Source organism: Actinomycetospora atypica (assembly GCF_042653685.1).
In the GTDB taxonomy this organism is placed as follows: Bacteria; Actinomycetota; Actinomycetes; order Mycobacteriales; family Pseudonocardiaceae; genus Actinomycetospora; species Actinomycetospora atypica.
Map to the genome: position 1 here is coordinate 72,322 of NZ_JBHSIV010000017.1, position 14,356 is coordinate 86,677.

The 14,356-nt window shown below is 75.7% G+C and carries 12 protein-coding genes; 3 read left to right on the forward strand and 9 right to left on the reverse strand.

The window, feature by feature from the left end; all coding sequences use genetic code 11:
• The first annotated feature begins 178 nt into the window (after positions 1-178).
• The 3 genes from ACFPBZ_RS16745 (at position 179) to ACFPBZ_RS16755 (ending at position 3,375) form a co-directional block, all read left to right on the forward strand.
• A complete protein-coding gene (locus tag ACFPBZ_RS16745; protein ID WP_378037219.1) occupies positions 179-1,171 on the forward strand; it encodes an LLM class flavin-dependent oxidoreductase in 993 nt (330 codons plus the stop codon).
• A 65-nt stretch (positions 1,172-1,236) separates the two neighbouring features.
• Positions 1,237-2,346, forward strand: a complete 1,110-nt coding sequence (locus tag ACFPBZ_RS16750; protein ID WP_378037250.1) for an MFS transporter — start codon at positions 1,237-1,239, stop codon at positions 2,344-2,346.
• 168 nt (positions 2,347-2,514) lie between these two features.
• Entirely contained in the window at positions 2,515-3,375 is an 861-nt protein-coding gene (locus tag ACFPBZ_RS16755) for an endonuclease domain-containing protein (protein WP_378037220.1), read from the forward strand.
• A gap of 100 nt (positions 3,376-3,475) precedes the next feature.
• Here ACFPBZ_RS16755 and ACFPBZ_RS16760 read toward each other — a convergent pair whose 3' ends face one another.
• The 9 genes from ACFPBZ_RS16760 to ACFPBZ_RS16800 all read right to left on the reverse strand — a co-directional run bounded on the left by ACFPBZ_RS16760 (position 3,476) and on the right by ACFPBZ_RS16800 (position 14,252).
• Positions 3,476-6,193, reverse strand: a complete 2,718-nt coding sequence (locus ACFPBZ_RS16760) for a molybdopterin-dependent oxidoreductase (RefSeq protein ID WP_378037221.1) — start codon at positions 6,191-6,193, stop codon at positions 3,476-3,478.
• A complete protein-coding gene (locus tag ACFPBZ_RS16765) occupies positions 6,190-7,035 on the reverse strand; it encodes an FAD binding domain-containing protein (protein WP_378037222.1) in 846 nt (281 codons plus the stop codon). Before ACFPBZ_RS16765 ends, ACFPBZ_RS16760 begins: the two co-directional genes overlap by 4 nt.
• Positions 7,035-7,505 (reverse strand): nucleoside deaminase, encoded by a 471-nt coding sequence (locus ACFPBZ_RS16770; protein ID WP_378037223.1) that lies wholly within the window; start codon positions 7,503-7,505, stop codon positions 7,035-7,037. The genes ACFPBZ_RS16765 and ACFPBZ_RS16770 overlap by 1 nt, the downstream gene beginning before the upstream one ends.
• A 68-nt stretch (positions 7,506-7,573) precedes the next feature.
• Entirely contained in the window at positions 7,574-8,773 is a 1,200-nt protein-coding gene (locus ACFPBZ_RS16775) for a DUF6986 family protein (protein WP_378037224.1), read from the reverse strand.
• Positions 8,774-8,829: 56 nt separating this feature from the next.
• Entirely contained in the window at positions 8,830-10,266 is a 1,437-nt protein-coding gene (alc, locus tag ACFPBZ_RS16780) for an allantoicase (RefSeq protein WP_378037225.1), read from the reverse strand.
• Positions 10,263-11,612 carry an allantoinase AllB gene (gene allB, locus ACFPBZ_RS16785; protein ID WP_378037226.1) on the reverse strand — a complete coding sequence of 450 codons (1,350 nt, stop codon included), beginning with the start codon at positions 11,610-11,612 and terminating at the stop codon, positions 10,263-10,265. The genes alc and allB overlap by 4 nt, the downstream gene beginning before the upstream one ends.
• Before the next feature lie 26 nt (positions 11,613-11,638).
• Entirely contained in the window at positions 11,639-12,535 is an 897-nt protein-coding gene (pucL, locus tag ACFPBZ_RS16790; RefSeq protein WP_378037227.1) for a factor-independent urate hydroxylase, read from the reverse strand.
• Between the two features lie 6 nt (positions 12,536-12,541).
• The gene (locus ACFPBZ_RS16795) at positions 12,542-12,880 is read right to left on the reverse strand and encodes a hydroxyisourate hydrolase (RefSeq protein ID WP_378037228.1); all 339 of its coding nucleotides are present in this window, start codon (positions 12,878-12,880) and stop codon (positions 12,542-12,544) included.
• Between the two features lie 94 nt (positions 12,881-12,974).
• Entirely contained in the window at positions 12,975-14,252 is a 1,278-nt protein-coding gene (locus tag ACFPBZ_RS16800) for an AI-2E family transporter (protein ID WP_378037229.1), read from the reverse strand.
• Positions 14,253-14,356: the final 104 nt, after the last annotated feature.

The window sequence follows — 14,356 nt, forward strand, 5'->3', positions numbered from 1 at the left end:
CCCGCCCCACAAGGGCCCGGTTGTGCCCTCGTTGAGAAACCGTTGTCCACCCTGTGAGGCGGGTCACCCAGCATGGGCCCGTGATCCCCGCGCTGTCGAGCCGCGGGCGCGTGCCCGGCCGCGAGCACCTCGCGACGGTCACCACCGGATCCGGAACGCCCTCACCAGGAGGCCCATCGTGAAGCTCGCCCTCTACCTGCCCAACTTCCGCACCGAGGTGACGATCAAGGAGCTCGAGGACCTCACCGAGCTCGCCGAGGAGCTCGACTTCGACTCCGTGTGGACCCTCGACCGCATCGTCGTGCCGGAGGCCTCGGACCGCCAGGAGCTCCAGTACTCGTTCGGCATGATGGACGGGCTCCCCAACGCCCTGCCCGTGCAGTCCACGGGGCAGTGGTTCCAGGGCTTCCCGCTCATCCCGTGGCTCGCGGCGAAGACCTCGAAGGTCCGCATCGGCATGAGCATCATCGACACGCCGTTCCGCTCCCCCGGCGTGCTCGCCGCGGAGCTCGCGACGATCGACCACCTCTCGAAGGGCCGGCTCAACGTGGGCCTCGGCGCCGGGTGGATGCCCGAGGAGTTCGCCGCCGCGAGCGCCTCGCACATCTTCCCGAAGCGGCACAAGCACGTCCGCGAGACGATCGAGGTCCTCCAGGGCGTCTGGGCGAACGAGCACTTCGAGTACCACGGCGAGTTCGCCGACTTCGACCGCTGCGGCTTCGGCGCCAAGCCGCTGCAGCAGCCGCGCCCGCCGATCTACATGAGCGGGCTCAAGGACCCGCTGCGCGCGGCGAAGCGCATCTCGAAGTACGACCTCGACGGCTTCATCGGCATCCAGGACTCGCCGACGAGCCTCGGGAAGTGGCTCACCGCCATCGACCAGCAGTTCGAGGAGATCGGCAGCGAGAAGCGCTCGAAGGACCTCGAGATCTGCAGCATGATCTGGACGGTCATCACCGACCAGGAGGTCGACCAGACCGACGTCGGCGTCCCCACGAACCTGCTCGTCGGCACGGAGCAGCAGCTCACCGACCGGCTCAAGGCCTACAAGGAGGCGGGTCTGACGATGCCGCTGATCTGGCCGCCGTTCACCGACGTGCCCGTGTCGAAGACGATGGACGACCTCAAGCGGATCAAGAACGACATCATGCCGAAGGTGGAGGCCAGCTGACCGCCGCCCGGCCCCCGGCGACGGACGCCCGCCGCCGGGGGCTGGGCGCGCTCTGCGTCACCGAGATCACGAGCTGGGGCGCGCTCTACTACGCGTTCCCGGTGCTGCTCGGCCCGATCACCGCCGACACCGGGTGGTCGGCGACCGCCGCGGTCGGCGCGTTCTCGCTCGGCGCGATCGTCTCGGCGCTCGCCGGGGTGGTCGTCGGCCGGCTGATCGACCGGCACGGCCCGCGCCCGGTGATGACGGCCGGCTCGGTGGTCGGCGTGCTGGGGCTCGTCGGGGTGGCCTGCGCGCCGACGCTGCCGTGGTTCTACCTCGCGTGGGCGGTGGCCGGGGTCGGGCAGGCCGCGACCTTCTACCCGCCCGCCTTCGCCGCGATCACCGGGTGGTTCGGCGCGGACCGGCTGCGTCCCCTGACGACCGTGACCCTCGTGGCGGGGTTCGCCTCGACGGTGTTCGCGCCGCTCACGGCCCTGCTGGTCGATCACCTGACATGGCGTGTCAGCTATCTGGTGCTGGCGCTGGTGCTGGCGGTCGTGACGGTCCCGCTGCACGCGGTGTTCCTCCGGGTGCCGTGGACGCCCACCGCTCCCCCCTCGGACGCCCCGGCGGATGCCGCCCGCTCGGTGATCCGCTCCGGGCGCTTCGTCGCGCTCGCCTCGGTGCTGGCCCTCGCCGGGTTCGGGCTCTACGCCGCGACGATCAACCTCGTCGGGCTGCTGGTGAGCCGCGGCGCGTCGCTCGGGCTGGCGTCGGTGGGGCTCGGGCTGATCGGGGCGGGCCAGGTCGGCGGGCGGCTGGTCTTCTCCGCGATCGCCCGGCGGACCGGGCCCGGCGCGCGGGTGGGGGTGATCGCCGGGGTCGGCGGCCTGCTGGTGGTGGCCGTGGGCGTCCTGCCCGGCCCGCTGTGGCTGGTGATCGCGGTCGCCGTGCTCGCCGGGGCCTGTCGCGGGATGCACACCCTGCTGCAGGCCTCCGTGGTGGCCGACCGGTGGGGCACGGCGTCCTTCGGGCGGGTCAACGGGTGGTTCACGGCGCCGACCACCGTGGCGGTCGCTCTCGCCCCGGCGGGCGGGGTGCTGGTGGCCGAGGTCGTCGGCGGCTTCCCGCTCGGGTTCGTGGTGCTGGGGGTGCTGGCGGTGCTCGCCGGGCTGGTGGCGTTCCGGGCGTGAGGGTCGGAGGGCTCACCGAGCGGGCGCCCATGGTTGTCCCAGGAACCCTCAGCGCCCACTCGTCGTGAGGCTCGGCGCCGAGTGGACGCTCATGGTTGTCCCAGGAACCCTCAGCGCCCACTCGACGACGAGATGGATCCGGATCGCGCCGGGCGACGTCGACGGGGCATGGACACCTTCGACGCCACCACGCCCTTCCGCGGCTCCGAGGCCGTGGCGACGGGGCGGCTGACCCGCGGGGAGCTGCGCGGACCACGGTTCCGCAAGCTCGGCACCGACACCTACGTCTCGGCCGCCGTCCCCGACGAGCCCCGCCTCGCCGTCCGCGCCGCCTCGGTCGCCGCCGGGCCGGGCGCCGTGGTCACGGGCTGGTCGGCCGCACTCTGGTGGCGCTGCGACGTCCTGCCCTGGCCACCGCCCCCGGTCGAGCTGGCCGTGCCCGACCGGCGGGTCCGCGCCGCACCCGGCCTCGTCGCGCATCGATCCCGCATCCGTGCCGAGGACGTGACGCTCGAGGACGACCTCCTCGTCACGACCACGCTGCGGACGGCGTACGACCTCGTCGTCCGCTCCGACCTCGACACCGGGATCGTGGCGGCCGACGGGCTGGGGCACGTCGGGCGGTTCGGGCGGGCCGATCTGCTGGCGATCGCCGAGGAGCTGGGGCCGAGACGCGGGTGCCGGCGGATCGCCGAGGTCGCGCAGCTGATGGATCCGAAGGCGGAGTCGCCGCAGGAGACCCGGGTCCGGCTGCGTCTCCTCCGTGCGGGACTCCCGCACCCGGTCACGCAGTTCGAGGTGCTCGACCGACGTCGCTTCGTCGCCCGCGTCGACTTCGCCTGGCCCGAGTCGAAGCTCGCCCTCGAGTACGACGGGTGGGACCACACGGTGGACGACCGACGGGGCATCGACGTCGACCGCATCGACGACCTCCGCCGCCTCGGGTGGACAGTGATCGTCGTGACCAACCGGCAGTACCGGCGGCGCGGGTGGATCGAGAACCGGGTCCGGGAGGAGCTCGGCGTCTGAGCGTGCCGAGTGGGCGCTCGTGGCTGCCGCCGGAGCCCTCAGCGCCCACTCGGGACCGGGCCATGCGCCGAGTGGGCGCTCACAGCTGTCGCAGGAGCCCTCAGCGCCCAGTCGGGAGAGGCAGCCCGGCCTCGGCGCAGAGCGCCCACACCCGGTCGCGGGTCATCGGCAGCCGGTGGGGCCGGACCCCGACGGCGTCACGGATCGCGTTGGCGATCGCCGGGGCCACGGGGTTGTAGGGCGACTCGCTCATCGACTTCGCCCCGAGCGGCCCGAGCGTGTCGACGGTGTCGGCGAAGAGCACCTCGGTGCGCGGGACGTCGGCGAACTGGGGGAGGTGGTAGTCGCGGAGCACCCGGGTGGTCATCCGGCCCTCGTCGTCGAGCCGGATCTCCTCGTAGAGCGCCGTCCCGATCCCCTGCGCGACCCCGCCCTCGACCTGCCCGCGGCACTGCGCCGGGTTGACCACCACCCCCGCGTCGGCCGCGTGCACCGAGCGCAGGATCCGGACCTCGCCGGTCGCGGTGTCGACGGCGACCCGGACGGCGTGGACGTTGAACGCCACCGAGCGGGGCGAGCCGCCGTGGGCACCCTCCGCGCGGGCCCCCGCGAGGTCGTCCAGCCCGACCGTGCGCCCGTCGGGTCCGCGGACCCCGTCGGGGCCGAGGACGCACTCGTCCGGCGCCGCCCCGAGCCGCGCGGCGGCCGTGGCCCGCAGGTCGGCGGCGAGGGCCCGGGCCGCCCGGGCGACGGCGGTGCCGGCGACGACCGTACCGGTGGAGCCGAAGGCCCCGGTGTCGACGTCGACGGCGTCGGTGTCGCCGCCGTGCAGGCTCACCTGGTCGACCCGGGCGCCCAGCGCGGTGGCGGCGAGCTGGGCGTGGACCGTGGCGGTGCCGTTGCCGAACTCGGCCGTGCCGACGTGCACCTCGTAGTGCCCGGCGTCGGTGAGGGCGACGCGGGCCTGCGCGTGGTGGCCGCGCGGCGGGATCGTCGCGATCATCGCGACCGCCATGCCCTCGCCGACCCGCCACGTCGGGCCCCTCGGGGGCGGGTCGCCGTCGCGCCCGAGCGCCGCCTGCGCGAGGTCGAGGCACTCCGGCAGCCCGTCGGAGCCGAAGGCGAGGTCGTCGGGGTGCTCGGCCGGGTCGGCGCTCGCGACGAAGTCGTCCCCCGGGCGCACCACCGAGCGTCGACGCAGGTCGAACGGGTCGACGCCGAGCTCGCGGGCCAGCTCGTCGAGGGCGCTCTCGATCGCGAACTGGACCTGCCCGAGGCCGTAGCCGCGGTAGGCCCCCGACGGCGGGGTGGTGGTGTAGACGGCCTCCGCGTCGACCCGCTTGTTCGCGCACCGGTAGAGCGCCATCGACTCGTGGCAGCCGTGGAACATCACGCCGGGCGAGTGGTTGCCGTACGCCCCGGCGTCGGAGAGCACGTCGATGGCGAGCGCGGTGAGCTGACCGTCGGGGCGGGCGGCCGCCGTGACCGCGACCCGCATCGGGTGCCGGGTCGGCGTCGCGGTGAGCGACTCGGTGCGGGTGAGCTCCCACTGCACCGGCCGGCCCGTCGCGAGGACGGCCAGGGCCGTGAGGTCCTCGGTGAGCAGTTCCTGCTTCGAGCCGAAGCCGCCCCCGACCCGTGCCGCGAGCACCCGCACCGACTCCCGCGGCCGGTCGAGCAGGCGGGCGAGCTCGTCGCGCACCAGGAACGGCACCTGGGTGGAGGTGCGCACGACGAGGCGCCCGGAGTCGTCGAGCCAGGCCCGGCTGCCGTGGGTCTCGAGCGACGCCGGCGACACGCGCCCGGTCCGCCAGGTGCCCGTGACCACCGCCCCGCCGCTGCGCCGCGCCTCCTCGACCCCGGCCGCGACGTCACCGACGCCCTGGTGCAGCGCGGCGACGACGTTGCGGGCCGGGTCGGCGATCCGGGAGCCGAGCTTCTCGCCGTGGATCGGTGGCGCCCCGCGGGCGGTCTCGACGTCGAGCACCGGCGGCAGCGGCTCGTAGGTCACGACGACCGCCCGGGCGCCCGCCTCGGCCGCGGCGAGGTCGGTCCCGACGACCGCGGCGACGCGTTGCCCGTGGAAGCGCACGACGTCGTCGAGCACCCGGGTGTCGTCGGGATCGTCGAGCCGGCTCTCGTGGCGCGCGGTGGAGTACAGCGTCGTCGGGGTGTTCTCGTGGGTGAGCACGGCCAGCACCCCGGGCAGGGCCAGCGCCGCGTCCGTGTCGATCGCCGTGATGCGGGCGTGCGCGTGCGGGCTGCGCACGACGACGAGGTGCGCCGTCCCCGGCGGCCGGTCCCCGTCGAACGTGTAGGGCTCCGCCCCGCGCACCACCCGCGCGGTGGCGGGCGCCGGCGCGGACGCCCCGAACCCGCCGTCGTCGTCCACCACGGCGACGCCGTCCAGCGCGTCGCCGATCGACCGGTAGCCGGTGCAGCGGCAGAGGTTGCCCTGCAGCACGCGGGGGCGCTCCGCGGGGTCGGCGAGCCGGCCGGCGAACGCGGCGGCCGTGGTCACCATCCCCGGCGTGCAGAACCCGCACTGGAAGCCCGCCGCCGCGGCGAACCGGCGCCGGGGATCGTCGGGACCCTCCGCGAGCCCGGCGGCCGTGGTGACCTCCGCGCCCGCGGCCCGCACTGCCGGGTAGAGGCAGGAGTGCACGGGCCCGCCGTCGACGAGGACGGTGCAGGCCCCGCAGTCGCCCGCGTCGCACCCCTTCTTCACGGCGTGGTGGCCGTGCTCGCGCAGGTAGGTGCGCAGGCACTGGCCCGGGCGCGGCGCGGCCTCGAGCGGCACCCCGTCGACGGTCGTCATCGCGCGCCCCCCAACTCCCGACGGATCTCCTCGGCGAGCAGGAGCGTCATCGCCCGCCGCCACTCCGGCGACCCGTGGGGATCGTCGTACCAGCCACCCCCGACGGTCTCGCCGAGCGCGGCGACGTCGGCGGCGAGCGCGGCCTCGTCGGGAAGCACGTCGTAGCGCAGGACCGCGGGCCGCGGCAGGGCGGCGGTGACCGCGAGGGTGAGCCGGCCGTCGTCGTCGCGGCGCCCCGCGAGCAGCACGGCCGAGCGCCCGAGCGGGGACAGCGACGCCTTGCGCAGCGCCGTGCGCCCCCGCAGCGCGGCGGCCGGCAGGTGGACCGACCGCAGGACGTCGTCGGGCGCCAGCGAGGTGCGCTGCACCCCGACGACGAGATCGGCGACCGGCTCGCGGCGTTCCCGGCCGTCCGCGGACCAGAGGGTGGCGACGCCGTCGAGCGCCGCGGCGAGGGTGACCATCGGGGCCGCGGGCAGGGCGAGGCAGACGTTGCCGCCGACCGTCGCGACGTTCCAGATCTTGCGGGAGCCGACGAGCGCCTCGCAGCAACCCGCGAACAGGGCCACGCCCGGCCAGGAGGGGAACGACGACGGCTCCACGGCCGCGAGCGTCGCGAGGGTGGTGGTCGCCGCGATCGTGAGGCCGGTGTCGTCGGCGCTCACGGGCTCCCACGGCAGGGAGGTCAGGTCGACGACGCCGCGCAGGTGCGGCTGCGGGACCGAGAACAGCCAGGTGCCGCCGCCGAGCAGCGTCCGGTCGGACCCGAGGGTCGGCTGGAGCGCGCGCAGGCCGTCGCTGTCGGTGGGTCGTGCGAACGTCTCGACCGTGAGGAGATCCACTAGTAGCGCACCCGGTCGGTCTTCGCGAGCCACGCGTCGAACGGCGCGAAGCGCGGGAGGTCCCCGGGGCCGGCCTCCACCCGGGTCGGCCACGTCCCGGGGTCGCGGCCGAACAGCTCGTAGAACTCGCGGTCGTCGAAGCCGCCGCGGGCCGCGTCGTGCCGGTCGGCCGCGAACACCACGCGGTCCAGGCGCGCCCACAGCGAGGCCGAGACGCACAGCGGGCACGGCTCGCAGCTGGTGTAGAGGGTGGCCCCGGCCAGCGAGAAGTCCCCGCGGTCGCGGCACGCGGCGCGGATCGCGGTCACCTCGGCGTGCGCGGTGGGGTCCATGTCCCTGGTGACACGGTTCTGCCCGCGGGCGATGACGGTGTCGCCGGTCACGATCAGGGCACCGAACGGTCCCCCTCCGGCGGCCACGTTCTGCTCGGCGAGCGCCAGGGCCTCGCGGAGCCAGGTCTCGTCCGTCATGGAGCCTCCCGTGGATCGTGGCCGGTGCGGCCGGGCCACGGTGCCCGGGCGGCCACCCTACGGCGTCGTCAGCCCCCGAGGAGGTCGCCGACCTCGTCGGGGTCCACCGCCCCGCACGCCAGACCGCGCCGCAGGAACCCGAGCAGGGCCCGCTCGGTCGCGGGCTCGTCGAGCACGCCCGCCGACGCCCCGTCGCGGTAGGCGCGCAGCCGGGCCACGGCGGCCGGGAGGCCGGCGCGGTGCACGGCGGTCACGACGACGAGGCGGGCCGGGACCATCGCCGGGTGCATGTCCCAGCCCTGGCCGATCCCGAGCTCCAGGGCCCGGCGCACGATCCGGGCCTGGACGCGGCAGGCGGCCAGGACGTCGTCGCGCCCACCGGTCGGCAGGACCGCGGACGACCCGTCGCACACCGGCACGCCCGCGGCGGCCCCCGCGAGCTGCATCGCGAACTTGGCGTGCTCGGCGGCCGGGTGGTCGGCGCGCTGCTGGTCGGGGGCGATCCCGAGGGCGGCGGAGTAGTCGTAGGTGCCGTAGTGCAGCCCGGCGGCGCGGCGCCCGGCGGCGGCCACCAGCGCGTCGACCCGCTGCGCGCCCCGCGGCGTCTCGATCTGCAGCTCGAGGGGCACCGGCGCGATCCCGTGGTGCGCCTCGACCGCCGTCAGCGCCTCGGAGAACGCCGCGACGTGCTCGGGGGCGGACACCTTCGGGAGCGTCACCCGCAGGCGCGAGGCGTCCCCGCCCGTCGTCAGGAAGGCGTCGACGAACAGGGCCCACGAGCGCAGTCCGCGCTCCCGGGTGGCGCGCTCCATCGACTTCACGCGCGGCCCGGCCCGCAGCGGGGCCCGCGGGCCGGCGAGCACCGCGGCGACGGCCCGCCCGGCGGCAGCCGCGGCGGCGTCCTCCTCGGGATCGGGGCGGTGGCCGTAGCCGTCCTCGAGGTCGGCGCGCAGGTCGGCGACCGGTCGCTCGGCGAGCGTGCGCGACACCCGGGGCAGGGCCTCGCGGAGCTCGTCGGGGGTCACGCCGAGGGCGTCGGGCAGGTCGGGGTCGTCGGCGTGGCGCTCCAGGGCGGCGGCGGCCTCGTCCCCCCAGTGCTGCGCGGTGTCGGCGTCCACCCGGTCGGCCGGGACGTAGCAGACGTGAACCGGCTCGGGGTCGCGCGCGGCGAGGCGGGCGCGGGCGGCCTCGTCGGCGTCGAGGGCGGCGTCGGTCGCGGCGAGGCGGGTGTCGATGCCGGCGAGGAACCCGGACGTCAGCGGTGGCACATCGCTGACACCGAACGTCAGCGAAGTGCCACCGATGCCACTCAGGCCGGCGCCGCTCACGGGCTCCACAGCGCCCCGATCCGCAGGGCCGTGATCTCGGCGAGCTGCTCCCGCACCACCCGGGCCTCGGTCGCCGCGTCGTGGGTGAGGCGCTCGCGGAGCAGGGCCAGCATGTCGGCACCCGACCGGCCCGCGGCCCGCACCAGGTAGACGTGACCGAAGCGCTCCTCGTAGGCGCGGTTGCCGTCGTCGAGCGCCGCCCGGTCGGCGTCGGACACCCCGGCCTGCTCGCGGGCGCCGGTGCGATCGCGCGGCGCGCCGATCCGGGCGTGACCGGCGAGGGCGGCCGCGAGGTCGGCGTCGTCGAGCGCGAGCACCCCGGTCCTCGCCGCGTCGACCAGTGCCGGCACCGAGCCGTACGGGCGGCCCGCCGCCACGGCGGCCGCCCAGGCCGGGGCGGCGCAGCACGCGAGCAGCACCTGCTCGGCCGCCGCGGCCGGCAGCGCGTCGAACCGGGCGAGCCCGAGGGCCGCGACCGCCCGCGGCGTCGGCCGCCCGAGCAGGCGGAGCCGGGCGAAGCCGCCGTCGGGGCGGACCTCCACGCGGACGCGGTCGACGACGAGCTCGGTCGCGAGCCCGTCGGGCGGGCCGAACCAGTGCTCGGTGTCGGGCTGCAGGGGGGTCTCGGGGAGGAGTTCCTCGTCGGTGTCGGGCACGACGAGCCGGACGCTGCCGGGGGCGTTCCCGACGAAGTGGGTCGTGTCGACGACCACCTGGTGCACCCGCCCGGCGGCGCCGAGCGCGACGTCGACCCAGTCGTGCCCGCCGTCGCGGCGGCGGCGGGTCTCCCACCCCTCGCCCATCGTCGTCGCCGAGCGGGGCAGCAGCAGGTTCTCCGGCGGCGAGTAGTGCCGGTTCGAGGCGTCGAGGACGCGGCCCCCGGCGGCCAGGGAGGCGAGGTCGACGCCGATCCCCCGCCACCGCTGCACGTCGGGGAGCACGGTCCCGAGCACCCGGAGCCGGGCGACGCCGCCGTCGGGGTGGATGCGCAGCCGCACGTGGGTGGCCGCGCAGGGCACCTCGGCCTCGACGGTGTGCGCGGTGTCGCCCTGCAGCGCGCTGCCGCAGAGCCGCTCCCACGGGCCCGCGACCACCTCGGCCGGGGAGGGGTGCCCCTCGATCCAGCAGGTGTCGACGTCGGCGGAGACGGGGTGGTTGCCGTCGAAGAACGCGGTGTCGACCACCACGCGGTGCACGGTCCCGGGCAGGCCCAGCCGGACGACCGCCCAGTCGTCGCCGTCCGGCCCGAGGTCGTCGCGGCGACGGCGGGTCTCCCAGCCGTCGTAGACCTGGCCCTTGTGCCCGAAGGTGTGCGCGACGTGCGTCGGCGCCGCCGCGGTCACGAGGTTCTCCTTCTCGGCGAACGTCTCGTCGCTGGCGGCCACCACCCCGCCGCCCACGGCCCGCGAGGCGAGGTCGATCAGCTCCGTCATCGGGTCCCTCCGGGTAGCAGCCGGCCGTCGCCCACCGCCGGCGCCGCGGTCCCGCGCAGCCACACGCGGCGGACGGCACCCTGCAGCGCCATGCCGGCGTAGGGAGTGAGGGCGTGGCGCTGGTGCAGCGCCGCCGGGTCGACCTCGGCGATCTCGTCGGGGGCGAAGGCGACGAGGTCGGCGTCCCGGCCGACCGCGATCGCGCCCTTGGCGTCGAGGCCCGCGAGGCGCGCCGGAGCGGTCGCCATCCAGCCGACGACGTCGTCGAGCGTGTGGCCCCGGGCGGCCGCGCCCGACCACACCACCCGCAGCGCCAGCTCGAGCGACGACACCCCGCCCCAGGCCGCGTCGAAACCGCCCTCCTTGAGGTCGGGCGGGCAGGGCGAGTGGTCGGAGACCACCGCGTCGAGCCGCCCGGCCGCCAGCGCCCCCCACAGCAGCTCGCGGTTCGACTCCGAGCGCACGGGCGGGCAGCACTTGCCGGCGGTGCCCGCGAGGGTCTCGGAGGCCAGCGCCAGGTAGTGCGGGCAGGTCTCGGCGGTGATCGCGATGCCGGACTCCTTCGCCACCGCGATCTCCTCGGCGGCCTCGAAGGCCGACACGTGCAGGACGTGGACGTGCGCCCCGGTCCGGCGGGCGACCGCGGCGAGGCGCAGCACCGCGGTCGTCTCCGCGCCGGGCGGGCGGGACGCGAGGAACGAGCGGTAGTCGGGCCCCGCGGGCGGGGCGTCCGAGAGCACCCCGTCGTCCTCGGCGTGCACGATCAGGGGGACACCGAGCTCGGCGCAGGTCGCGGCGGCGACCTCGAGGTCGGGCTGCGAGACCGGCGGGAACTCCGGCACCCCGGAGTCGGTGAGGAAGCACTTGAACCCGCGGACCCCGGCCTCGACGAGCGCGGCCATCCGGCCCGGGTCGACGCGGCCGTCGGGGTCGGGCACCCCGTCGCGCAGCGGCACCGCCCCGCCCCAGAAGGCGACGTCGACGGCCACCTGCCCGCGGGCCGCGTCCCGCTTGGCCGCGAGCGCGTCGACGTCGACCGTCGGCGGGATCGCGTTGAGCGGCATGTCGACGAGCGTCGTCACCCCGCCGGCCGCGGCCGCCGCGGTCGCCGTCGCGAACCCCTCCCACTCGGTGCGCCCCGGCTCGTCGACGTGCACGTGGGAGTCGACGAGGCCGGGCAGCAGCACCTCGTCGTCGGCGAGGTCGACCACCGGGACCCCGGGTGGCACGGGACCGTCCACCGCCCCGACGGCCGTGATCCGCCCGCCCGCGATCGTCACCGCCGCCGGTCGGGTGCCCTCCGGCAGCACCGCCCGGCCCGCCCGCACCACCAGATCGACGTCCATCGCCCGCCGACCCTAGAGGGCCCGGCTCAGCAGAATCCCGCGATCCCGGCCCAGGCCCCGTCGTCGGCGGAAACGTCGTCCCGGGTCACCGCGGCCTCGATGAGCCCGTAGGGCCGGTCGGCGGCGAACCAGACCTCGTTCGGGTTGTCGAGCCCCCAGGGCGAGAGGTCGACGAGGAAGTGGTGCTTGTTCGGCATCGAGAAGCGGATCTCGGCGATCCCCGGGTGCGCCTCGAGCACCGCCTCCCCCATCGCGTAGAGCGTCTGCTGCAGCGAGAGGCTGTGGATCTGCGCGAAGCGGTCGAGCATCGTCGCGCGGACCGCGGCGAAGCTCGCGTCCCAGTCGACGTCGGTGCCGAGGTGCCGCCACCGCGCGGACACCGAGGTCGCGAGGATGCGGTCGTCGGTCTCCACCAGCGAGGTGTACTCGACCTGCGGGAAGCCGTGGAACTCGCTGCCCGTGCTCTTCAGGACGACGAGGTCGGTCAGCCCGGAGATCACCGTCTCGGTGTCGCCGTGCCGGGTGACCACCACGGTCCGCGTCTCGGTGCCGGCGCGGACGAACGCGTGGTCGTGCGGTCCGTCGGCGGTGTCGACGCGGTCCCACGAGTACTGCTCGATCTCCTGGCGGGCCCCGCCGACCTGTGGGTACCGGGGGTCGACGAAGTGGCGCGCCATCCGCAGCGCGAACTCCTCGATCGTCGTGAACCCGCCGGTGCGGGCCAGCGCGTACACGGTGTTCTTCTGCGTGTCGGTCGCGATCACCGCGGCGTTGGAGCCGGTGTGGAAGGTGTCGGCGAAGTCGCCGAACAGCTGGCTGGTGACGTTGACGTCGGTGACGACGTGCCGGGGCGTCGAGCGGTCGACGTGGACCAGCCGGACCTCGGCCTTCCCGTAGCGGTTGGTGCCCAGGACGATGCCCACGCTCGATCAGCTCCCCAGGTAGGTCGTGTGGGAGAACGGCCCGGCCAGGACGGGCAGGTGGTAGTGCGACCGCCCGCCGTCGAGCCGGGCGTGCACGGTGATCCGCGGGTGGAACACGGTGCCGTGGGTCGCGGCGACGTACTGCTCGACGTCCAGCGTCAGCGTGACGTCGCCGGGACCGAACGGCTCGTCGTTGAGCCTCGCGACCCGCCCGTCGGCGTCGGTGGTCCCGGTGCCGAGGACCGTTCCGTCCGAGTCGCGGACGAGGACGGCGGGGACGCCCCCGGCGGGCCGCCCGGTCGCGGTGTCCAGCACGTGGGTCGACAGGCGCTCGATCTCGGGCATCCGAACCCCTTCCTGACGACGGCCGGCCGTCGCGGATCCCAGTGAAGGCCCCGCATGTTGCCGCACCGTGAACGCGCGCCGGGTGGGGGCGGGATCACGTCGTCGTCGTGGCCGCCTCGCCCTCGACGCCTTCGGGCGGTGCGCCACCGCTCGGGGAGCCGGGGCGGCGGCGCCACCACGACCACGGCGGTCGTCGGGTGGTGCGCGGCGGCGGGGCCGCGGGGTCGTCGACCACCAGCGGCTCGGAGGGGTGGTCCTCGTCCGAGCGGGCCCGCAGGTCGATCTGCTCGTTGACGTACCGGCTGATCTCGGCGGCCACGGCCACGGCCGGGACCGCGAGGAAGGCCCCGACGATGCCCGCGACGCTCCCGCCGCCGGTGACGGCGAGGATGACGACGGCCGCGTGCAGCCCGAGCCCGCGGCCCTGCACCAGCGGCTGGAGCAGGTTCCCCTCGATCTGCTGCACGGCGAGGATGAGCGCCGCGACGATGAGGGCGTTGGTGAGCCCGTTGGAGACGAGCGCGATCAGCACCGAGAGGATGCCGGCGGCGAGCGCGCCGACGATCGGGATGAAGGCGCCGAAGAAGGTGAGCACCGCGAGCGGCAGCGCCAGGGGCACCCCGAGCACCACGAGGCCGACCCCGATGCAGGCGGCGTCGGCCAACCCGATGATCGCCTGGGAGCGGATGAACCCGCCCAACCGGTCCCAGGAGCGGGCGCCGACCTGCGCGAGGTGCTCCCCCGCCACGGACCCGACCTGGCGGCGCACCCAGGGCAGGAACCGGTAGCCGTCCTTCACGAACAGGAAGGCCAGGACGAGCGCCAGGACCGCGTCGACCACGCCGTTGGCGATGGTGGTGAGCCCGGTGAGCACCGCGCCGGCGATCGCGGTCGCCGAACTCTGCAGCTGGTCGACCGTGGCCTGCACGGCCTGACCGATCTGGGTCTGGCCGAGCCCGAAGGTCCTCGCGAGGAAGCCCTGCACGTCGTCGAGCCCGGCCGTCGCGGCCGAGACGAGCTGCGGGACCTGCGCGACGACCTGCGGCGCGATCACCGCGATGACGCCGCCGACCACGGCGAGGGCGCCGACGACGACGATCAGCGCGGCCAGCAGCGGCGGGACCCGGCGGTAGCGCAGCCAGGTGGCGGGCGGCTCGAGCACCGTCGCGACGATCAGCCCGAGCAGGACCGGCAGCACGATCGACCAGAGCGCCCCGATGACGAGGCCGATCAGGACGAGGCCGAGCGCGGTCAGCAGCAGCCGCAGGCTCCAGCGCGCCGTCCAGGACAGCCCGTCACCGATCAGCCGCCCCCGGCTCTGGCGGCGCGGGGACCCCGTCCCGCCACCGGCCGGCACGAATGGCTGCGTCACGATCTGTGTCCTCCCGGGCCCGTGTCGCCCGGACGGGGTGCCGGACGGCTCTGTCCTACCCCAAAACGACGGCAGGGCACCCCCGCGGATGCGGGGGTGCCCTG